Below are 21610 nucleotides of genomic sequence, written 5' to 3' on the forward strand. Positions count from 1 at the left end.
GTCCGATGAGGTGTTACATGCCACAAGCTCAACGTCTATTGCCCCGTATGGGATTGGGTACCTTCCGTCTGCAAGGCGAGGCTGTTCTCGCTTCGGTGACTTCGGCGCTGGAGCTGGGTTACCGCATGATCGATACTGCCCAGATGTACGATAACGAGAGTGAAGTGGGTGAGGCGATACGCCAGAGCGGCGTGCCGCGGGACGAGATTTTTTTGACCACCAAGGTTTGGTGGGACCGGCTCAGGCACGATGCGTTGATCGCCAGTCTGGAGGAGAGCCTACACAAGCTCAATGTCGATCGGCTGGATCTCGTGCTGATTCACTGGCCATCTCCCCGCGATGAGGTACCCCTGGAGGAAACTCTCGGCGCGCTTAACGCAGCGCGTGAAAAAGGCCTGACCCGACACATCGGTGTTTCTAATTTCACCATGACCCAGATCGATCGGGCCTTGGAGGTACCGGGAGGCGAGCATTTGATCACCAATCAGATCGAGGTGCATCCTTACCTGGCCAACCACAAGCTGGTCGAGCACTGCCAGGCAAAGGGCCTGCAGGTGACGGGCTACATGCCGCTGGCGGTAGGCAAGGTGATGGATGATCCGGTATTGCAGGATATTGCCGCAGTCCATCAGGCCACGCCGGCACAGGTGGCTCTGGCCTGGGTGGCGTCGCGCGAAATCGTGGTCATTCCTTCCTCGACCCAACCCGCGCATCAGAAGGCGAACCTGGAGGCCATGCAGTTGCCATTGTCAGATGACGAGCGTCGCCGTATCGATGCATTGGATGCGGGCGAGCGTATCGCCGACCCTGATTTTGCGCCCGCCTGGGATGAGTAAGAGATCGTAGCATTTCGGCTTTCACTGACTTCGTGGAGCGTACCGTCATGAAGTTGACCGGCCCGACAAAGAGCTCCCCGCTTTGATGTTAAGATAGCCACTCGCCACTGTTTATGGGCGTTCTATCGGCAATGTTGAATTTCGCCGAGGTTCAATCACCGCTAAAGATAGTCACGCGCGGCAATTTAATAAACGACGTGGAAGCACATCGAATGCATCGGGGACAGAATGGCAGGGGGGGGAACCCTCAAGTGGGGCACTTGGTCCGGGGGGGATTGTTGACTTGTGCGTCGACGACCTTGCTGGGTGAAGCCGCGCGGCGCATGCGCGAGGCGCGAGTCAGCTGCATTCTGGTGACTGAGCGAGGCGCAATCTGCGGTATCTGGAGCGAAGGCGATGCGCGGCGCTTGGATTTTGCCGACCGCACCCTTCTCAGCATGCCGATCGCGCATTTGATGAGTAGCCCCGTGATCCGTATTGCACACGATACGCATCTCAACGACGCCGCAATGCTGATGAAAAGAAAGCGCCTGCGCCGCCTGCTGGTGGAGGACAGCCAGGGGCAACCGCTGGGAATGCTGACGCTAACGGATATCGTGCGTGAACAGGGCATGGAATATTACCTGTCCATGCGCGACGTAGGAGCGACAATTTCACGGCCGCCACTGGTGCTCTTGGCGAGCCTTTCGCTCGGCGAGGCGGTGGCTCGGTTACGTGAGGCGGATGTCGATGCGGCTGTCATCGATTACGGTGGGCGAAGTTACGGCATCCTCACCGAGCGTGATCTGGTCGCAGCCTTGGCAGACGTCGTGCCTGACAAGCAGGTCGGCGATATCAGTAGCCGTCATCTGCTGGCGGTATCGTACTCGACCGGGCTGATGCGTGCCGTAACGTTATTGCGTGACAGGGATTTCCGCCACTTGGGCGTGCTGGATGCAGGGGGTGAATTATGTGGCCTGCTGTCATTTGCCGATATCGTCGCAAGCATCGAGTACGAGATGGTTGATCAACTTAAGGAGGCGTTGACTGAGCGCGACCATGCCCTGCGGGCTTCGTCCGAGCACCTGCGCTTGGCTCAGCGCGTCATCAATGCCTCGGTGGATGGCATCATCATCACCGATGCGCATGGCATCATCCAGTCGGTCAACCCCAGCTTTACCACGCTGACCGGTTACAGTGCCGAGGAAGCCGTCGGCAAGACGCCGGGGATTCTGAGCTCGGGGCGTCAGGATGGTGCCTTCTACCGGCGCATGTGGAGCGCGCTGCTTGAACAGGACTACTGGCAGGGCGAGATATGGAACCGGCGCAAAAACGGCGAAATCTATCCCGAATGGCTGACCATCACGGCAATCCGCGATGACGAGGGCGAACTTCAGCAGTTCGCGGCGATCTTCAGCGATATCTCCGATCGCAAGCGCCAGGAGGCGCAGATTCACCGCCTGGCGTATTTCGATGACTTGACAGGACTGGCCAATCGCCGGCTGTTTCTGGATCGTCTCGGCCAGGCGCTGGCCAGTGCGCATCGTCATCAGCATCGCATGGGCGTGCTGTTTCTCGATCTTGATCTGTTCAAGCGCATCAACGATACCCTGGGACACCACATTGGCGATCAAGTGCTGCGGGACATCGCACGACGCCTGCATGTCGGCGTGGGTGAGGGGGAGTCCGTGGCGCGTCTGGGCGGTGACGAGTTCACCATTCTCGTGCCGGAGCTGACCGAACTTGCACACCTCGAACGTCTTTCCGAACGGCTGATTCTCGAAGTCTGTCGGCCGCTCGACGTGCTGGGCCATCAACTTGGCGTGTCGGCCAGTGTCGGTATCAGTGTCTATCCCGAGGATGGCGACACGCCCGACCGTCTGCTCAAGCACGCCGACACTGCGATGTACCGGGCCAAGGAGGCGGGGCGCAATCAGTTCCGTTTTTATACCGCGTATATGGGACAGCATAACCGCAACGAGCTGACCCTCGAACATAGCTTGCGCCGAGCGCTCGACAAGCAGGCTCTGGAACTGGTCTATCAGCCCAAGGTGTCATTGAACGACGGACATCTGGCGGGGTTCGAGGCGCTGCTGCGCTGGAACGATCCGGAACTTGGCGTCGTTTCACCGGCGCAGTTCATTCCCCTGGCGGAAAAGCTCGGTATGATCGAGCGTATCGGTAGCTGGGTTCTCGACCAGGTCTGCGCGCAGCAGGCGACATGGAAGAATCTGAGGCGTGTGCCGATTGCCGTAAATGTTTCGGCAAGCCAATTGAGTGAAGAGCGCTTCGTCGACGATCTGGAAAATCGACTGGCACGTTTTTCTCTCCCGTCCACGCTGCTCGAACTGGAATTGACCGAAAGCTGTCTGATTCCCGATCATTCGGACGTGACGCAACGCGTACTTCATCGCCTGCAGGCGCTTGGCGTGCGGCTGTCGGTCGATGACTTCGGCACCGGCTACTCGTCATTGTCCTACTTGCGGCGACTGCCGATCGATACCCTGAAAATCGATGCCAGCTTCGTGCATGACCTACCTAACAGTCGTGAAGATAGCCAGATTATCCGCGCCATGATCGCCATGGCCAATGCCCTGGGACTGGAAGTGATCGCCGAAGGTGTGGAAACCGCGGCGCAGGCGACGTTTTTGCGCGAGGAGGGATGCGCTATCGGACAGGGTTATTGGCTGTCGCATCCGCTCGATATTGCACAAGCTCGACAATGGCTGGTACGCCACGCCCACGAGGCGAACACGACGAGTGCACCACCTTCATGACTATCCTTATTGAAACATTCCACCCATCCAAGACTTGAGAGCCGACGTGCTGGAACCTTCTTCGTTACGCCGGCAGTTATGGCAGCAGACGTGGCCCATGGCCATCGGCGTGCTGTCGCTGCTGGGTTTTCAACTGGTCGATAGCGCCTTCATTGCCCGGCTGGGCACCGTGCCGCTGGCCGCACAATCCTTCACCTTTCCGTTGTCTTTCCTGATCATCGGCGTCCAGGTCGGTCTAGGCATTGCCATTGCGGCATTGGTATCGCGTGCGCTGGGCGCGGACGAACAGGCACGTGCGCGTCGGCTGGGCAGCCTGGTACTTCTCGGCGGTAGTATCGCCATCGCGGTGCTGTCGGTCGTGCTCTGGGCCTTGCAGGTGCCGATCTTTCAGCGTTTGGGCGCAAACGATGAAGTGCTGACGCTGATCCGCGCCTACTGGGCACCGCAGCTCTTTGCCAGTTGGCTGGGGGCGTTGCTGTATTTCGGCTACAGCCTGTTTCGGGCACACGGCGATACCCGCCTGCCCGGCAAGATGATGGTTCTGACCAGCCTGCTCAACCTGGGGCTCGATCCGCTGTTGATCTTCGGCGCCGGGCCGTTTCCCGGTCTGGGTCTACCGGGGGCCGCCTGGGCGACGGCGTTAGCCTTCGGTATCGGGCTACTCATCGTGATGCTGCATTTGAGACATCAGGATTGGCTGAGCCGCGAGGGATTGGCGGCGGAGAGCCGTCGCTCCGCCGGCACCTTCCTGGGCATTGCCGGACCGGCGATGATCAGCCAGCTCATGCCGCCCGCCTCCGCCATGCTGGCGACGGCGATCGTGGCGATGCTGGGGGAAACGGCAGTGGCGGCGTGGGGGCTGGCTAGCCGCCTGGAAACCGTCTCCCTGATGGTGGTGCTGGCACTGACCATGTCGTTGCCCCCTTGGCTGGGGCGCTGTTATGGCGCCAATGACTGGCCGCGCATCCGTCAACTGATGCAAATCGCCATTCGCGCTGTTGTGGTGTGGCAACTGGGGCTGGGAATCGTCATGGCCTTGGCGGCTCCCTGGGTGGCGCAGGCGCTATCGGGCAATCCCGAGGTGCAAGGTGACCTGACCGTGCTGATCCGGGCGCTGCTGCCCAGTTACTCCCTGCTGGGGTTGTGCATCCTGGTGGTGTCGGCGTCCAACGCCCTGGGCTGGCCGCTTCGCGCCATGGTGTTGTCCTTCCTGCGCCTGTTCGTATGTTACTTGCCCTTCGTGTGGCTGGGCGCCATGTGGGGGGGAATGGTCGGCCTGGCGTTGGGCGCAGCGGTGGGCAATGTACTGGCGGGGGCCGTGGCGCTGGGGCTCTTTCAGCATTCGCTGGGCACGCGCGGCAAGGACGCCTCGCGCGGCGGGTCTCCTTCTTCGGTGTCCTGCAAGTAAGTTTCGTGCAACGACAAGCGCCCGGGCGAAACCCGGGCGCAGGACTTTTCTGGTATGAGAGTTACTTCGAAACGGCGGCGATGGCCTGGGTGACGTAGGGCAGATTCTCGGTGGCAAGTCCCGCCACATTGGCGCGGCCGGAGCGCACCATGTAGATGCCGTACTCATCGCGCAGGCGATCGACCTGCTCCGGTTTGAGGCCGGTATAGGAGAACATGCCGCGCTGCTCGGCGACATGGGCGAAAGCCTTGTCCAATCCGTAGGGCTTCAGCGCTTCGACGAAATCACGCCGCAGTCCGTTGATGCGATCACGCATTTCGGTAAGTTCCTCACGCCAGGTCGCGGCCAGTTCTGCGGATTGCAGGATCTCGCAGACGATAGCGCTGCCGTGGGCCGGCGGGTTGGAATAGTTCTCACGGGCGACGATGGCCATTTGCGAGCGTACGTTCTCCATCTGCTCGGCATTCCTGGCGATCATGATCAGGCAACCGGTACGTTCGCGGTAGACACCGAAATTCTTCGAGCAAGAACTGGTAATGATCAACTCGTCGAGATTCTCGGCCAGCAGCCGCGCCCCGTAGGCATCTTCCTCGAGGCCGTCGCCGAAGCCCTGATAAGCGAAGTCCACCAGCGGCAGCAGATTACGCTCCTTGATCACTTCCAGAATTTGTTGCCACTGACTGCTGGAAAGATCGAAACCCGAGGGGTTATGGCAGCAGGCGTGCACCAGCACCACGTCACCCTGAGGAATCTGCTTGAATGCCGCGAGCATACCTTCGAAGTCGAGACGGTTGTCGGCATCGACGTAAGGGTACTTGCTCAGCGGGACGCCTGCGGCCTCGAAGATGCCCAGATGGTTCGGCCAGGTGGGATCGCTGACCCAGATGCCCTTGCCGGGCAGTTGAGTCTTGATGAAGTCGGCTGCCAGGCGCAATGCGCCGGTACCGCCGGGGGCCTGGGTGGCGCTGGCACGCTTCTCGGCCAGCACCGGCGACTGCTCGCCGAGTACCAGCGGAAGAATGACCTGGCCGAAGCGCGGGTCACCGTGTGAGCCGATATAGCTCTTGGTGGTCTCGTTCTTCAGCAGCAGTGCCTCGGCTTCCTTGACGGCCCGCATCACCGGCGTATTGCCGTGGGAATCGCGATAGACACCAACGCCCAGGTCGACCTTCTGAGGATTGGTGTCCTTGTTGAAGGCTTCGATCAACCCGAGAATGGCATCCCCGGGAACCCGCGCAATCTGCTCGAACATGTTACTTCGCTACCTCGTCGGTTCTGGCGGCCATGAATGAAATCATTCTTGCACTGGCCCTAAGTGTAAGTGCCACTAGGCGATTCATGAACCGCCTGGCTAGCAACCGCTTCCCTCATGCGGTGAGCCACGTTGGATGATGGCCCTCATCCTCGGCGCTTGTGCCCACCGGGGGGAGACCCCAGGGCCAGTCGAAATGGCGGAGCATACGGATATGCCCCAAGGGCATGATGCCATTGCGCTCGACGAACTGCCAACCGTGAACCTGAAGCCTCAGTGAGTTCGGTCTCGCTGGCGACCGGTGCGCCGACCTTAATACGGCACAGGCGGTGGGCAAGCACGACCTAAGCTATCCGCTTCGCAGATAGCGAAGACGAATGAGTCAATCACGAATGCAGGCCAATCTAGCCACCATTCTTAGACTAGACTTGATCCTGTATAAATATTGAGAGGAGCAAGGAGAACGCCATGTTTAGGGGATTATTCGTGTCAGCGACGGTTATGGTCGCGCTCGCCGCCGCCGGTTCCGCCATTGCTGAGCAAGATGGCAAGCAGCGTCTTGACGACCCTCACCAGGAAAAATTCCATGATGAGAATCAACGGGGCGATACCCACGTGCCCACCGTCAGGGATCAGCAGGATAACGAGTACCGTAGGGGCTATGGTAACCAGGATGTCATAAGCGAACAAAACTCGGGCGCCAGCCAAAATGGCGGAGATGACCAAGGCGCCGAAGAGGCTAACCAGGGCGGCACCGGTGGGCCACAGAGTAGCCAGGGCGGTTAAGCGTTGTCGTATCGCCTACGGCGCTGGCAGCCTGATGAGAACGTTGGGTGGCTGGCGCCTATTTGACTTATATCGTCTTGCTCTTGTAGGCACTGGCCTAAAGCATTTCATGATGGATTTAAAACACCCAATGCTTGGCTCAGGCGAGCTGACACTTGCAGTTGTCTGGCGCTGGTGAAACATGAATTTGATTGCTACCGTCTGTTTATGGAAGGGGGAGGCCCGGGCTTAGAGCTGCGCTTGGTTCGTTAAGCTTAACAAAACTATAATTAACGTAGCTTTTAGTTGCATCATTAGCTTCTAACTTGGTTGTGCATAGTCTTCATGAATGGATAAGAGATTATCGACTAAAGGAGACAACCATGTTTAGGAAATTACTCGTTTCGGTTGCAGTTTCGACCGCAATTGCCTCCTCTGGTGCTGCGCTTGCTCAACAAGGCGCTGGCGGTACGCGAGGTTACGATGGCCAGAGCGGAATGGGCATGGGAAACCAAGGTAGCTATGGCAACCAAGGTAGCCAGAACTACGGCAACCAGAACGGTTATGGTGACCAGAATCGCTACGGTGACCAGAACCGCTATGGCAACCAAGGCAACCAGAACGGCTACGGCGACCAGAACCGCTATGGCAACCAAGGCAACCAGAGCGGCTACGGCGACCAGAACCGCTATGGCAACCAAGGCAACCAGAGCGGCTACGGCAACCAGAACCGCTATGGCAACCAAGGCAACCAGAGCGGCTACGGCAACCAGAACCGCTACGGCAACCAGGGTAGCCAGAACTACGATAACCAGAGCGGCTACGGCGATCAGAACCGCTACGGCGACCAGAATTACGGTAATCAGAACGGCTATGGCGACCAGAACCGCTACGGCAATCAGGGGAGCCAGAACCGCTATGACAACCAGAGCGGCTACGGCGATCAGAACCGCTATGGCAACCAGGGCAGCCAGAACTACGGCAACCAGAGCGGCTACGGCGATCAGAATCGCTATGGCAATCAGAACAGTTACGATGGCCGTAATAGCAACTAATACGCTTCCAATAAAAGCGGGAGGCATTAGATAAGAGCCATGGCCATAAAAAAATATTAAGCAAAAGCATTAAGGCAGTTGGTAAATGACTAGCTGCCTTTTATATGCCTTGCATATCTCATATACCTCGCTTGGTAAGGCGTTATGCGCGGGAGAGGGACGGTGATCAAGACGGCCCGACGAATATTTGCGGCACTGGTGGGGCTGGGGTTGCTATTGCTGATGGCGATGCTGCTGCTGGAGTCGTCTTGGACAAGAAACTGGCTGGAAGGGCAGGTCAGTCAACGCCTCGAAGGCAGGCCAGTCGAGATTGGCAGCCTGGATATCGGTTGGGGCTGGCCATTGAATATCCATCTCGAAGATATCCGCGTAGCCAATACCGATTGGGCGACACATGAACGGATGTTACAGATCCAGGCGCTGAATATTGCCGTCGATACCGGCCAGTTGCTGCAAGGCAATATTCAACTCACGCGTATCGATCTGCAGCAGCCCGTGGCCCACCTGGCCAGAAACGCACAAGGCGTTGCTAACTGGGCCGCATTAGCCGGCGGTAGCGACAGCGGCGGTTCGAGCCTGCAGCCGGAAGTGATCGCCATCGACCAGGGGCGGCTCACCTATCAGGACCCCATTCTCGATGCCGACATCACGCTGGACGTGCATACCACCAGCCAGGGCCCCGATTCGCAGCGTCTGCAGATCCAGGGGCAGGGACGCTTCCAGGGCAAGCCACTCGAATTCCAGGCCCAGGGCGGCGCACCGAGTCGGGTGCTGGCCGAGGAGCCCCAGCCCTATCCCGCGACGCTGGATGGGCACTTGGGCGAGATCCGGATCCATTTCGACGGCCAGTCGCAGGATATCCAACGGCTCGCATCGTTGCAGGGCCAGGTCTCGGTGTCGGCCCCGGCATCGGCAGATATTGCGGCCTTGCTGGGGCGCCAGCAGCCGCAGATTCCGGCCCTCGACATTCAGGGGCGACTTTCCCATCAAGGACAACGCTGGGCCCTACGGGAGATCGAGGCGCAGGTCGGGCAGAGTCAACTGACCGGCTCGCTGGCCTGGAGACGAGGCGAGACGCCGCGTCTCCAGGCGCAGATCGAGGCCGATCGTTTCGATCTCAACCGCTGGGGCCTTATGGAACTGCTAAAGGGTGGAGAACAGGAAACAGCCAGCGGCAACTGGCGTCAGCGCTTGGCCCAGCAACTGGCGCCGCTGAGGCGTTACCAGGGGCAGATGGACGTGACGGTCGCACGGTTGGACTACGGCGACGAAGTATTGCGCAACGTCGCTTTGCAAGCCCAGCTCGCCGATGGCCGACTCGACGTGCAGCGTCTGCACGCGCGTCAGGATAATGGCGAGCTCAGCGCCCAGGGGTGGGTGGAGGTTCAGCCCGATACACTGCAGGGCAAGGTTGAGGCCCGGATGGACCGGCTGGATCTGGGCGAAGCCCTGGCCCCGCTGGGGCATGGCGATCTGGGGACGCTGGATGGCGACCTCCACGCCAAGCTCTCCTCGCGCGGGCTGACCGTGCAGGAGACGGACCTGGCCTATCAGTTCCCGAATCAGGCCCTGAGCGTGCAGTTGCATGCCGAGTCCCGCGAGATTAAGGCCACCCAGGCCCCTGGTGTGCATGTCGAGGGCAGCGGTATCCGGCAGGGGCAGCCATTTCAGTTCGACCTCGTGATCGGGCCGTTGCTGCAACTGCTCGACGCCGACCCCTATCCCGTGTCGGGGACCGTGGCTTCCCGGGACACGTCGGTGAGGCTCGACGGCACCGTCACCCGGCCGCTGGATCCGTCGGCTGCCGACGTCATGCTGCATGGTCAAGGCAACAGCTTGGCGACCGTGAATCATCTGATCGATCTGAACGAATGGACGGGGCTGGACGTGCCGACGGATTCACCGTTCACGCTCGACACACGGCTCCGCTTGGAACATTTGAACCAGGAGAACCTGCTCTGGGCGCTACAGGATTTCGAGGCGCGGGTCGGCGATAACCACTGGACCGGCTCGGTGAGCGTCGCCATGGGCGAGACGCCGCGGATCGATGCGCAGGTCGACGCCAAGTGGCTCGATCTCAACCGCTGGGGCGTGATGGAAATGCTCCGGGGCGATGAAGAGGATGCCTCGCAGGAGCAGGCAAGTTCGGACGCCGCCGCCAGCGATAGTCAAAAGCAGCGCTGGGCCCAGCAGTTGGCACCGTTGCGCCGCTACCAGGGCCAAGTCGATATCGGGCTGGAGCGGCTGAGTTACGGTGAAGAAGTGCTGCGCGACGTCGCGGTTGTCGGACAGCTCGATAACGGTCGGCTCGATGTGCAGCGTCTGCATGCCGTGCAGGGCGAGGGTGAACTGAGCGTTCAGGGCTGGCTGGACGTGCAGCCGCAGACCCCACGGGGCGAGTTCGACGCTCAACTGGACCAGGTGGATCTGGGGCAGGCTTTGGCACCGCTGGGTCACGCGGCACTGGGGACGCTGGACGGCGAAATCCATGTGGCGCTGGAAGACGCCGCGCTGACGCTACGCGACACGGATCTGGCCTACCGTTCCCCGGCCCGTGACTGGCGCGTGCAGTTGCACGCCGAATCCCAGGAGATTCAGGGGGTGGCGGCGCCCGGCGTACATATCGAGGGCAGAGGTGCGCGTCACCAGCAACCGTTTCGCTTTGATCTGGTGCTCGGGCCGCTGCTCGATCTCAACGATCCCGACAAGCCCTATCCGGTCTCCGGCACTCTCGCTTCGCGGCAGACCAGCGCGTATGTCGATGGCACCATTACCCAGCCGCTCAAGCTGGGCGCCGTTGATACCCAGTTTCACATCGCAGGGCCCAACCCGGCACGCATCAATGTGCTGACCGGCCTCAACCTGCCGGCGGTGCCGCCTTACGAACTGGAGGGTCGGCTGCGCGGGAACTCACAATTGCTGAGGCTAAATAATCTGCGCGGCCAGTTTGGCGATAGCGACATTCGTGGCGATGTGCGTCTCGAATGGGAGCAGCGGAGCATGTTATGGGCCACCTTGCATTCCCGGAAGCTGGACTTTGATGACCTGCGGCCTCTCTGGGGGGCGGCACCTGAAATCGGTGAGGGTGAGACCGCTTCACCTCAACAGCGTCAGCGCGCCCAGCGCCAACACCAGCAGACCAGCCTCTTTCCCGACGAGGACTGGGATCTCGCCGGATTGCGTCGCATGGATGCCGAGGTGCACTACACGGCCGCCGACATCAGTGCCAGTAGCGTGCCGTTGAATGACGCACGGTTCGAACTGACGCTCGACCAGGGCGTGTTGATGCTGGAGCCCCTGCGTATCGGCCTCGGTACCGGCGAGGTGACCGGTCAACTGCGGCTGGATGCCCGGCAGGCGCCGATGAACGGGCGACTGCAGCTCTCGGCACGCGGGGTCAACCTCAAGCCGCTGTTGCGGCGTGCCGATCTGCCCGATATCGCGCAGGACTCCGCCGGTATTCTGGGAGGCGAGACGCAGCTGCGTTTCCATGGCCGCTCGATGGACGAGGTCATGGCCAACCTCAACGGCAAGCTGGAACTGGCCATGTCCGGCGGCCACCTGGATATGTTAACGGTTGAGATACTGGGACTGGATGCCGGTGAAGCCCTGGTCGCCAAACTGGCGGATTCGGATCAGGTTCCCATGCAGTGTGCCTACGCCCGGCTGAATGCCGAAAACGGCCTGGCAAAGCTCGAACAGTTCTTTATCGGCACACGGGACTCCAATTTCACCGGCGGCGGCACGATTGACCTGGGTGCCGAACGGATGCAACTGGCTTTCGAGGGGCATCCCAAGGACATTAGCTTCCTGGAGTCCGCCTCGCCGGTGAAACTCGAAGGGCCGCTGCGAAGTCCTCAGGTGAGCGTAATGTCCGCCGAGCTGATCGCGCGGGGGGCTGCCTCCATCATCGGCGCGCTCATCGCCCCCCCGCTGGCGATACTGCCCTGGGTGGATCTGGGCCTGGGGGAAGACGCCGGACCGGGCTGTCGGCAGGTAATGGACGAGTTCCAGACACAGAACGATCGACGATGAACCGGACCCACGTCGATCCCCGGCATGACCTGGAGCCGTCTGACTTGGCATAATGGCGACTTTTGGCCTACCGGGGATGGCGCATGACCGCCTGGAGCAAGTTACTTGTCGCCACCACACGACTGATCGACCTGCATGACAGCGGCCACGAGCCGGGCTCTGCGTTCGTCCAGGTCAGCCAGGAACACCGCCGCGGTCTGCGTGACGGCTATTGGCTGGACTTGGGATGTCTGCTGCTCGACTTTCTGCTCGATATCGATTTCGCTACCAATAGCGCCTTCGTCTCGCAGACACGTTGTCTGGCGTACCTGCGCGAATATTATCCCGACCTGCCTCATGAAGACCTGAGCTTCGTCGTCAATCTATTGGCGACGCCGAGCGAGATCCATTTTCGTGCCACCCCGGCGACGCTCGGGACGTACGAGGCCCGTGGCGCAAGCAGCACCAAGCGCACCGCGCTGATCGAGAAGCAGGGGCAGACCGGCCAGGTGCGCCTGACGCCAAGTGGCCGTCAGGCGGTGACGCTGGCCAGCCAGGTCGAGGACCTGCTGTATTCCGAATACGATGCCGCCAAGGTATTGGCGGCGTTGGCGCGCAGCGACTTTGCGCGTATCCCCGATATTACTCACCAGATCCTGATGGCGATTCGCGCCCTGACCCAGGAATTGCGCCGGGTGCGCGAGAATCCTACCCGCGAGGGCAAGCTCAGTGCGTTTCTCGATCACGAGCGGCATTACCACAATGCCTTATCGACGATCCAGAATACGCTGCTCAGCGCACGTTCGCAGCTGGCGACGCCGGAGGTCATGCAGCGCTTCGAAACGTGGCGCGAGCAGCAGGACGACGACTGGGACCTGCGCATGCTCGCCGGGGCGATCGGGCGAGTGCTGACAGCGATAGAGAACCTCTCACGGCGTCTGTCCGAGCTGCTTTCGGATATTGCCGAAGGGCGTATCCAGTCCATGGGCGTGGTCGACTTCGCCGACCTGTCGCGGCGTCTGCTCGCGGACCCGCCGCCGGCTTCGCTGCGCGACGCGCTGGTGTCGAGAATGATGCCGTTTGGCCTGGCCGTGGCCATGCCGCGTGTCGCACCGTTGATGGTACTGATCGAAAGCCGGCGCGCCGAAAAGAGCGGTGCCGCGCTGGTCTTCGACGAGCGCGACGACGCCCGGCCCGAGGATCCGGTATTGGCACGTTTTCTTGCGGCACGGGGCCCGGCGCTGCGCAAACGGGTGAGCGAGGTGCCGTTGTCGCTGCCCGCTGCCTTGCAGGAGGGCTGGCACCATTTCGAGAATCAAGATTGCCTGGCTCAGTTGCTCAACGTTTTCGTCGACACCCAGTTGCTGAGCGAAGGATTGGCGGTGGGAATCGAGGACGCGCCTTTTGTCGTCACCATGGAAGATGGACGCCGTATCGAGGGAGCCGTCACGCCGTCGCTGGGATTCTTTCAGGCGTCGTCCTCCAAGGCGCCCGGCGCCGCGCCGCATGCTATCGATTCCAAGCAGGATACTGCCGAGAGTCTCGCCGATCAGGAAGATAATCTATGAACATGACCGAGATGGGCGAGGTCGTCGCCTACTTGTTGCGCTACCGCACCGCCGAGCGCCACCCCGGCAATGGCCGTAAGCGTCGCGCGGCCCGCGAGGGGCAACTCGCCGAACGCGATGTATGCGCACTGATCGATGATTCGCTGGAGTCCGAGCGCGAGGCGTTGCGTGACTTTCTTGCCGGCCAGGGCCTGCGTTTGCGAATTTTCGAATCCGGCGACTATCCGGGCATCGCGCCCGGTTCGCGCCTCTACGCCCTGTTGCCCGATCCCGAGCTGGAACAACCGCCGCTGTATACCCTCGAGCCGGTCTTCGACACCTTGCGGCTGCGTCAGGAAAGCCGCGCCGAGCTGGCGCAGTGGTATCTGCAGCTGTGGTTGCTATCGCAGACGCTGCTCTATACCCGTTTGAATCGCGCGCTGTCCGATGTCAGTCGCTATCAGGAGGCGACCTTTGCCACGCCGGAACTCGTCGAGTTGCTGCGTGAGCAGCTCGAAGGCCTGCGTGCCCATGGCGAATCCGCACCCGAGATCAGCCGAGTCCTGCTCGAGGAGCGTGGCGAGGACATTGCCCGGCGGGTGAAGGCTTTCATCGATCTGCAGGTGCGGGCCGGTCAACTCGAGAGCGTGCGCGGAAGCCAGGGGGAGGCTGAGAACGGCGGCGATATCTGGCAACAGACCCTGCTCGGCGCGCTGGAAGCCGAGCAGGTAGGAATGCATCATCTATCGCATCTGGTCGATCTGCTCTCGGGCGAACGCCGCCAGGCGTCGCCTGACGCCCGCAAGACAGGGGAGTCTGACTGGACGGCGGCAAGCTCAGCCGAGGAGCCGAACGCCGACAGCGATCAGGATCAGACCGCCAGCCACGCTCCATCCGCTGGGTCGGAAGAAGATGGGCAGCAGGCCGATCTGCTGAGCGAGACGACAGGGCAGGCGCACGAAGAGACCGAACCGGCGAAACATGACGAAGATAGGGGAGACCGCGTATGAGCGTGATCAATCGCATCGAGGTCGCCAACCTGCTCAACAAGCATGGGGACATTACCTCGCCATGGGATGCCAAGATGCGCCATCTGCTGCTGGACCTACGCGGTCAATCCAGCGCCATAAGCATGGAAAACGGTTTTGGCAAGACCACCCTCGCCGAAGCGTTGATCGGCCTGCTATCGCGGGACCGCACCCTGCTGGCGCGTAGCCGGCGCAAGTGTTCGCCTTCTAGTGTCGCCGGTCATGGGCGTAGCTGGTCGCATCTACGTGTCGAGTTTCGTGCGGGGGATGCGGCGGCGCAGTCCGACATGCTCGCCATCGCCGGTGAAGAGGTCGCCGGAGAGACCTTCGTGTTCGGCATGTACGGTTATAGCGACGGCAGCGGGTTGTCCTTCTATCATTACGCTGGCCGCCTCGAAGACGTGCCAGTGCATCATCTCACGCGCGACGCCAAACTGGCGCTATATGCCAATGCCGATGTGCAGGCGTTCATGCGTACCGTCGGCGTGACGCGTAGCGCCAATCGCGAGGAGTGGCTGGATGCCGTCGGTGCCCATATTTCAAGACGCGAACTGGCGCAGATGGCGGCCTTCCAGAAGGAGGGCGGTGCCGACAAGAGTCAGATCTTCAATGCCATCAAGCCCCGGTCCGGCGAAAAGGCCGACCAAGCGTTCTTCTTCGAGGTGCTGGCCCCGCAAATTCTCTCCGGCGCTACACGTGGCGAGACTGACGAAGGCGAGGAGCTGATCGAGGATGTCATTCTCAATTCGGGCACCAAGGTCACCGAGTTGCGTCATCGCCTGGACGAGGCCGAGAACGACCAGCGTCGCGCTGCGGACAAGGTCACTCGCCTGGCCGATCTCAACGAACAGGGCGAGGCGCTGCTCGACGCACGTCGTCGGCTCGGGGAACTCGACGAGGGGCTTGCCGCCAGCGAACGCTTGCTGGGTGGGCAGGCGCTGACGGCCTTGCCGGGGTTGCCGCGCTGCCCTGAGAACGCTACGGCCGAGGCCGATCTGGCCGCCGGGCTGGCTTGGGCGGCGGGCGATACCCAGCGTCCTCGGGTCTCCATCTGGCTACTGGCCCGGCTCACCCAGCAAGCCGAACGCCACGTGCGTCAGGCACTATCCGAGCGTGGCGTACGAGTCGATTCCCATCGCCGGCTGATCCATCTGCCGCAGGCGACGTGGCCGGCGGCCAAGGACGTCGAACATGTCGCCTTCACCACGGCACGCGACTGGCTGGCCGACAGTCAGGCATTGAGCGACGACTCGGCGCGCTATCGCGCCCTGGCGCGGCTGGATGAAGCGGCGGAGGCGTTCGAGGCGCGCGATGGCAACCGCTTTCGCGAAGAAGTCATTGCCGACCGTGAATACCTCAAGACCCTCAAGGCCGACGCCGAAAGCCTCAATGGCCAATGCGAGCGGCTCGATCGCGAACGTGAGCAGCTCGAATCACGTCAGCGCGAGTTCACCGACAATCAGAGTTTTTATACCCAGGCGCTGAGCCAAGGAATGTTCAGCGAAACGGAATTGGAGGCTCCGGAGGCGACCCAACAGGCGGCTGTGTCTGCGGCGGATGAGGCCCGTCAGGCCCTCACCGCGCATATCGGACGCATTGGCGAGCTCAAGCAGCCCGCGCGCTGGCATGCCGAGTTCAAGGCCGCTCATCCGCACACCGCGCCGGGCGAATTGCTGGCGATAAAAGGCGAACAGCAGGAGACGCTGAGCGAGGAGCTCGACCGTCTCAAACGCGAACTGGACGCTATGGCGGCCCGGCATGAAAGCGCCCGTAACGCGCTCGGCCAGTTAGGGGGCGAGCGCCAGCGTTTGGAAGGCGAGCAAGGGCCGCTCAGGCAGGGCCACGATGCCTGGCAGGCATTCACCGACGGGTGGCCCGGCGCCGAGGTCCGCGAATTCTGGGCGCGCCGCAAAACCGAGCTCTCCGAGTGGCAGCAGGAGATTCGTCAGCAGCGTCAGCGTCAGGAAGAGACCAAGCTCCGGCGTGCACGCCTGACGCCGCTGGCCGAGGCCGCACGGCACTACGCCGAACTGCACGGTGACGACGAGCCGGTACATCTGCGCGACCGCCTCTACCAGCAGTCCCGCGAACTCGATGATGAAAACCATCGTCTCGCCCAACAAGAGCGGCATCTGCGCGATCTACATCAGGCCTGGCTACGCTTTGGCGAACTGAGCGATCTCACTCCGGGGCAATGGTTGAAGGATGCCAGAACCCGCTACCCGCGCTTGCTCAGCGAGGCCGAGAGCCTGGACGAGCGGATCGTCGCTCGCCAACGCTATCTGGAGAGCCTGTCCGGCGACCCGCTGGCGCGGCAGGCCGCCGAGAGCGAGGCACATCGCCTGTTGCAGGAAGCCGGGATCACCTTCGTTGCGCTGCACGAAGTGTTGACCGGTAGCGAGGCCAGCGAGGATCAGCGCCGCGGTTGGCTGGCCCAGGCCGCCGGTCAGTTGTTCGCCCCGGTGGTGGAAGGCGAGGCAGCGGCCGCGGACGCCGCCGCTCGGTTAGTGGCGCGCGGGCTGGGTGTGCCGGTCATCGAGGCTGAACGGTTGGCGAGGTGTCTGGCCGCGGGCCAGCCGCCATTGGGCGCGGTGCAGGGCGTGGAGACGCTGGCGGTGAAGGCGGCGCTAGACCCCCAATATCTGAGCGCATTACGCGACGAGACCCAGAGTCGGCTGACGGTCGATCATCAACGCCGCGAGGCGCTGGGCGAGGAGATCGGGCGTCTCGACCCTCACGGCGAACGCTTTGCGTTGGCGTTGCAGGCGCAGACAGCCGACGACGAGAAGGTCGTGCAGGCCCTCGAGGATAATGCCGCCGCGCAGGCCGCCCTCGCCGCGCGACGCGAGCGATTGGCCCCGCGCATGAGCGATGCGGCACTGGCAGTCATCGATGACTTCCAACGTTACCTGCTAGAGGGGGGCGACCGAGCACTGGAGACGGTGGCAGAAGAACTGCTTGACGCCGAAACCCGCCTGGCCGAGCTGACCCCGAGAGTTGCCCAGGCCGAACAGGCACTGGAGGCGCACGGCGCCACCTGGCTGGCCGCCGAGAAATTTGCCGATGCCGGCGGGGTCGAGCGCTTGGCGGCGCTGGAGGCGCGTTTGGTCGAGTTGCGCGAGCAGGAGGCCATCGCTGGCGAACGTTACGAGGCGGCGGGTGAACAGCTGCAAACGCTGCGTCAGCGACGCGATGGGGTCGCTGCGCAGTGGCGTGAGCTGTTCGCCGACGGTGAGCGCGAGCGCTTGCGGATGCTGTCAGACTTTGAGGACGAGGGCGGCGAGGCGTTCATGGAGACCGCCGAGGCGGTCAAGGCCGAACTTGAGCAGGCGCTTGGCATCGCCAGTCGCCGCGCGGACTTCGATTTCGCACGTATTCGTGCCTACCTCGAGGTGCGCGACGCGCAGGGTGGCAGCCAGAAACTCGAACGCGAGATCGCCCGACTCAAGCGCGAACTGGGCGAGGCCCGCGAGGCGCGCAAGGCCAATGATCGTGAGCAGACGTATGTCGAGACACGCCTCGGCGTCCACCAGCAGGCCATGCAGTGGACCGATCAGTTGGCTATCGCCTGGCTGGGCGTCCTACGCGAATTGCCCCATGACTGGCCGCGACGCCTGGCGGCACTCGACGAACTGGAGCATGCCAGCCGCTGGCCCATCGATCATCCCCGGGCCGCGGCGCTGGATACGGCGCTGCTCGACTGGCGGCGCCTGGCCGGTCCCGGCGAGGAATCTGCCGACACCGCTATCGATCTCGCCGCCCTGGAAGCCTGCCAGCAGACCCTGCTTGATGCGCTGGGTGAGCTGAATCTCGGCGAACGTTCACGTGATCGCGAGCGGCAGGCCCGTGAGGTCGATAATCGCACTCAGCAATTGGAGAAAGCGCTGCTTGAGGCACGCGAGGGACGGCTGTTCAACGATACCGAGCGTGCCCGGCTGGCAACGTGGGAGAGCGGCAGCGCGGCGGCGCTGGATGACTTGCGCGCACTGTATGCCCAGCTCGACGGGCAGCTCAGTGAACACCGTGATCGCGTGGCCAAGCTGCATGCCTCACGTGAGCACATCGAAGGCACGCTGGTCGAACGGTTGGGGTCGATCATCACCGACGCTGCCGGCAATCTGGACATTCTCAAACGTGTGGCCAAACGTGGCGACACTCGCCGCGATACGCAACGCGAGGGCCAGCCCCCGAGCGAGGGCGGGGCCTATTTCGAGGTCAGGGCGGCGCTGATCGGCGACGATGCGGTACGCGAGCTGATTCAGCAACTGCTCGCCGACATCGATGAGCATCAGGTGGCCATGCGCCGCCGTCAACAGCAGGACGCTGGCGTCGCCGTCAGCGACCAGCGCCGTCGCGACGAGGAACTGAGCCGGCAGATCCGTCGGCGCATCTATCGCGGGCTGTTCCGCGACGTGGCGATTCGTATCAAGCACGATGCCATCCGCCCTCACGGCCGCCTGTTCTCGCTCAACGAGGACATGTCGGAAGGTCAGCGCGAGGCAGTATCGCTGATGTGGCTAGTCAAGCTTTCGGAGTTCGCCATCGAGCGAGAATTGCGCGAATTGCCCGGCCATCATAAGCGTCGCGCCCGGGCCGGTCGCGAAAGCGTGATCCTGCTCGACGGGCTGTTCTCCAAATTGTCCCATCGTCGCCTCATCCAGGACTCGCTGGAGTCGCTGCGCAACACGCGTGGCCGCTTCCAGATGATCGGCCTGATCCATAATCCCAACTACGAGAACGATGCGGCGATCTTTCCCACTTATCTGGTCGGCAGTGTGATCGGTGGCCAGCAGGGGCAGGGCGGACATGTCATCGTCCGCAACGGGCGCGTCGTCGATCCGCGGGCGGTGGATCGCAATTCGGGAGAGGCTAGCCTGTTCGGTATTCACGTCACGGAGCCGACGTCATGAGTCATCTGAGCGAACGGGCCGAAGCGGTGCAGACCTGGCTGGAAGGGGAATGGAGCCAGTGTCACCTCAAGGGCAAACGCAAGACCTGGGAAAGCCGGCCACTGGTCGCAAGGCTCAAGCGCGAAGGGCGCTGCCAAACCGAGCTGGACGGCTGGGAGGCGCTGTACGAGTTGGCCGCTGCCGGCGTCATCGAGGCCCCGGCTGTCGTCTCGTCTCGCCAACGTCTCAATGTTCGCGTGCGCCTGTCCGAGGCGCTGTGTCATCGCCTGGCGTCCGAGGTCACCGAGGTCGACGACTCGCTGGGCTTGAACAGCGCTCAGGCCGCTGCCTGGCGCCATGCTCTCGATGGCGTGTTGCAGGATTGGTCATTGGTGGATCAGCAATGCCTCGCCAGTGGATTGCGAAGGCTGGCTGCAGCGTTGCCCGACGCATACGCCTTGAGTGCCTTCGAGGCTAGCGCCCATCATCTGCTCGGCAGTAGCAAGCTGCTGACAGCGCTGCCTCGTGAGCTGGTGCGCAGTTTCGGCATCGATACGTCGGCGTTTCGCGGTCCCGTGGCCTGGGTGCTGGCCGCGGTGCCTGACAGCCCGCAGGGCTTGCTGCTGATCGAGAACCCGCAGAGTTTCGACCAGGCCTGCCGGGTGGGCCTGAACGAGCGCTTGGCGTTGGTGTGCAGTTTCGGCTATGGCCTGTCGTTGGGCGAAGCCTTGAAGTCGCCCGAGCAAGTGCGGCTGATCGGTGAGGGAGGGTCGTCGCATCGCCTGACCGAGCTGCTTGCGCTGCCCAATATCACGTTCTGGGGCGATCTCGACCCCGAAGGCCTGCGCATCTTCAGTCATCTGCGCCACTCGCTGCCCGGCTTACGGCTATCGGCACTTTATGCACCGATGATGGCGCGGCTGGAGGCCGATGACGGTCATCCGTTGCATGCGTTGACAGGCAAGGCCAAGCAGCGCCCGGGCACGCGCTGGTCGCGGGGGCTGGATCAGGAACTGATCGACGATGCCACTTTGGCGGCCGGCGCCGGCAAGGCACTGGAAGACCCCCTACAACAACGCTGGTTGCAAGCACTGGCAGATGGCGAGGAGTGACATGACCCAGCCTATTTATGGCGTCGGCGACAGCACATTGCAGGCGCTGGGTGGCGAGGCGGCCGTCCAGGAACTGGCCGAGCGTTTCTATGCGGCCATGCAGCGCCTGCCCGAGGCCCGTACTATTCGGGGTTGGCATGCCGAGGATCTTTCTTTATCGCGGGACAAGCTGGCGACCTTTCTAATGGGCTGGATGGGCGGCCCCAGCCGCTACCGTGAGCGCTTCGGGCCGATCGCCATTCCCATGGCGCATCGTCACCTGCCCATCGGTCCCGAAGAGCGCGACGCCTGGCTGTTGTGCATGCGTACGGCGCTCGACGAGATGCGTGTCGATTCCCAACTCAAAGCCTATTTACTGGCGCAATTGTATCATCCCGCCGAGATGTGCCGCTCCCGCTGAACGCTTTCCATGCGCAACGACGCCCCCAGGCGGAGGGGGGTACGCGGCATATACTTGCTTAGCTAAGTAATTCTCTGCTAAACTTCTTAGCATGCTAAAAGAATATCCTTCTTCCGTGGATGGGCTTGGATTGCGCTTAGGCCACGTCCATCGCCTGTGGCGCATGGTCGTCGATCACACCGTGGCGCCATTGGGCCTGACCCAGCCGCGCTGGACGGCATTAATCGTCCTGCGTCATCTGGGTGAGGGAACGACTCAGAAACGGTTGGCCGATTCGCTCGGCATCGAGTTGTCCTCGTTGTCCCGAACCCTGGAGCAACTCGAACGCCAGGGCCTGGTGCGCCGTTTTACCAGCGTCGGAGATCGCCGAGCCCGGGAAGTGTGGTTCACTCCCGAAGGCTCGCGGGTACTGACCGAACTCGATGCCCGCGCGAACGACGCACGAGCGCGTCTGCTGGTGGGCGTTTCCGCACAGGAGCGCGACACGTTGCTGCGGGCGCTGGCGCGCATCGAACGTAACGCCGACGAGGTGCTGGGTTCCTCCTGAG

13 protein-coding genes are annotated in these 21610 nt (G+C 62.3%); 12 read left to right on the forward strand and 1 reads right to left on the reverse strand.

Translation table 11 applies throughout. The features are described from left to right. Nucleotides 1-17: 17 nt before the first annotated feature. From dkgB to ACW4DH_RS16350, 3 genes are all read left to right on the forward strand, one after another. On the forward strand, nt 18-836 hold the full coding sequence (dkgB, locus tag ACW4DH_RS16340; protein WP_459637472.1) for a 2,5-didehydrogluconate reductase DkgB: 819 nt from the start codon (nt 18-20) through the stop codon (nt 834-836). Between the two features lie 251 nt (nt 837-1087). Beyond that, nucleotides 1088-3592: an EAL domain-containing protein gene (locus ACW4DH_RS16345; protein ID WP_459637473.1), complete on the forward strand. Its 2505-nt coding sequence runs from the start codon at nt 1088-1090 to the stop codon at nt 3590-3592. 97 nt (nt 3593-3689) lie between these two features. Continuing rightward, entirely contained in the window at nt 3690-5000 is a 1311-nt protein-coding gene (locus ACW4DH_RS16350; protein WP_459637542.1) for an MATE family efflux transporter, read from the forward strand. 61 nt (nt 5001-5061) lie between these two features. On the opposite strand, the gene ACW4DH_RS16355 is transcribed toward ACW4DH_RS16350, so the two are convergent. Next, nucleotides 5062-6252: an amino acid aminotransferase gene (locus ACW4DH_RS16355; protein WP_459637474.1), complete on the reverse strand. Its 1191-nt coding sequence runs from the start codon at nt 6250-6252 to the stop codon at nt 5062-5064. Nucleotides 6253-6720: 468 nt separating this feature from the next. Here ACW4DH_RS16355 and ACW4DH_RS16360 point away from each other — a divergent pair, with 468 nt between their 5' ends. The 9 genes from ACW4DH_RS16360 to ACW4DH_RS16400 all read left to right on the forward strand — a co-directional run bounded on the left by ACW4DH_RS16360 (nt 6721) and on the right by ACW4DH_RS16400 (nt 21609). Beyond that, on the forward strand, nt 6721-7038 hold the full coding sequence (locus ACW4DH_RS16360; RefSeq protein ID WP_459637475.1) for a hypothetical protein: 318 nt from the start codon (nt 6721-6723) through the stop codon (nt 7036-7038). Nucleotides 7039-7520: 482 nt separating this feature from the next. Next, the gene (locus ACW4DH_RS16365; protein WP_459637476.1) at nt 7521-8072 is read left to right on the forward strand and encodes a hypothetical protein; all 552 of its coding nucleotides are present in this window, start codon (nt 7521-7523) and stop codon (nt 8070-8072) included. A 162-nt stretch (nt 8073-8234) separates the two neighbouring features. Beyond that, complete coding sequence (locus ACW4DH_RS16370; protein ID WP_459637477.1) at nt 8235-12107, forward strand: AsmA family protein; 3873 nt, start codon at nt 8235-8237, stop codon at nt 12105-12107. 83 nt (nt 12108-12190) lie between these two features. After that, complete coding sequence (locus tag ACW4DH_RS16375; RefSeq protein WP_459637478.1) at nt 12191-13654, forward strand: hypothetical protein; 1464 nt, start codon at nt 12191-12193, stop codon at nt 13652-13654. Continuing rightward, on the forward strand, nt 13651-14643 hold the full coding sequence (locus ACW4DH_RS16380; RefSeq protein ID WP_459637479.1) for a hypothetical protein: 993 nt from the start codon (nt 13651-13653) through the stop codon (nt 14641-14643). Before ACW4DH_RS16375 ends, ACW4DH_RS16380 begins: the two co-directional genes overlap by 4 nt. Then, entirely contained in the window at nt 14640-19571 is a 4932-nt protein-coding gene (locus ACW4DH_RS16385; RefSeq protein ID WP_459637480.1) for a hypothetical protein, read from the forward strand. Before ACW4DH_RS16380 ends, ACW4DH_RS16385 begins: the two co-directional genes overlap by 4 nt. Beyond that, entirely contained in the window at nt 19568-20662 is a 1095-nt protein-coding gene (locus ACW4DH_RS16390) for a Wadjet anti-phage system protein JetD domain-containing protein (protein WP_459637481.1), read from the forward strand. Before ACW4DH_RS16385 ends, ACW4DH_RS16390 begins: the two co-directional genes overlap by 4 nt. Nucleotide 20663: 1 nt before the next feature. Then, nucleotides 20664-21062, forward strand: a complete 399-nt coding sequence (locus tag ACW4DH_RS16395) for a group II truncated hemoglobin (RefSeq protein ID WP_459637482.1) — start codon at nt 20664-20666, stop codon at nt 21060-21062. A gap of 130 nt (nt 21063-21192) precedes the next feature. After that, nucleotides 21193-21609 (forward strand): MarR family transcriptional regulator, encoded by a 417-nt coding sequence (locus ACW4DH_RS16400; RefSeq protein WP_459637483.1) that lies wholly within the window; start codon nt 21193-21195, stop codon nt 21607-21609. The last annotated feature ends 1 nt before the right edge of the window (nt 21610 follow it).

This window comes from Halomonas sp. WWR20 (genome assembly GCF_054602495.1).

Bases quoted from the DNA above. Each gene is read 5' to 3' on its own strand.
- dkgB (WP_459637472.1), top strand. From the start codon at position 18: ATGCCACAAGCTCAACGTCTATTGCCCCGTATGGGATTGGGTACCTTC.
- ACW4DH_RS16350 (WP_459637542.1), top strand. From the start codon at position 3,690: ATGGCCATCGGCGTGCTGTCGCTGCTGGGTTTTCAACTGGTCGATAGC.
- ACW4DH_RS16355 (WP_459637474.1), bottom strand. From the start codon at position 6,252: ATGTTCGAGCAGATTGCGCGGGTTCCCGGGGATGCCATTCTCGGGTTG.
- ACW4DH_RS16360 (WP_459637475.1), top strand. From the start codon at position 6,721: ATGTTTAGGGGATTATTCGTGTCAGCGACGGTTATGGTCGCGCTCGCC.
- ACW4DH_RS16365 (WP_459637476.1), top strand. From the start codon at position 7,521: ATGGGAAACCAAGGTAGCTATGGCAACCAAGGTAGCCAGAACTACGGC.
- ACW4DH_RS16375 (WP_459637478.1), top strand. From the start codon at position 12,191: ATGACCGCCTGGAGCAAGTTACTTGTCGCCACCACACGACTGATCGAC.
- ACW4DH_RS16380 (WP_459637479.1), top strand. From the start codon at position 13,651: ATGAACATGACCGAGATGGGCGAGGTCGTCGCCTACTTGTTGCGCTAC.
- ACW4DH_RS16385 (WP_459637480.1), top strand. From the start codon at position 14,640: ATGAGCGTGATCAATCGCATCGAGGTCGCCAACCTGCTCAACAAGCAT.
- ACW4DH_RS16390 (WP_459637481.1), top strand. From the start codon at position 19,568: ATGAGTCATCTGAGCGAACGGGCCGAAGCGGTGCAGACCTGGCTGGAA.
- ACW4DH_RS16395 (WP_459637482.1), top strand. From the start codon at position 20,664: ATGACCCAGCCTATTTATGGCGTCGGCGACAGCACATTGCAGGCGCTG.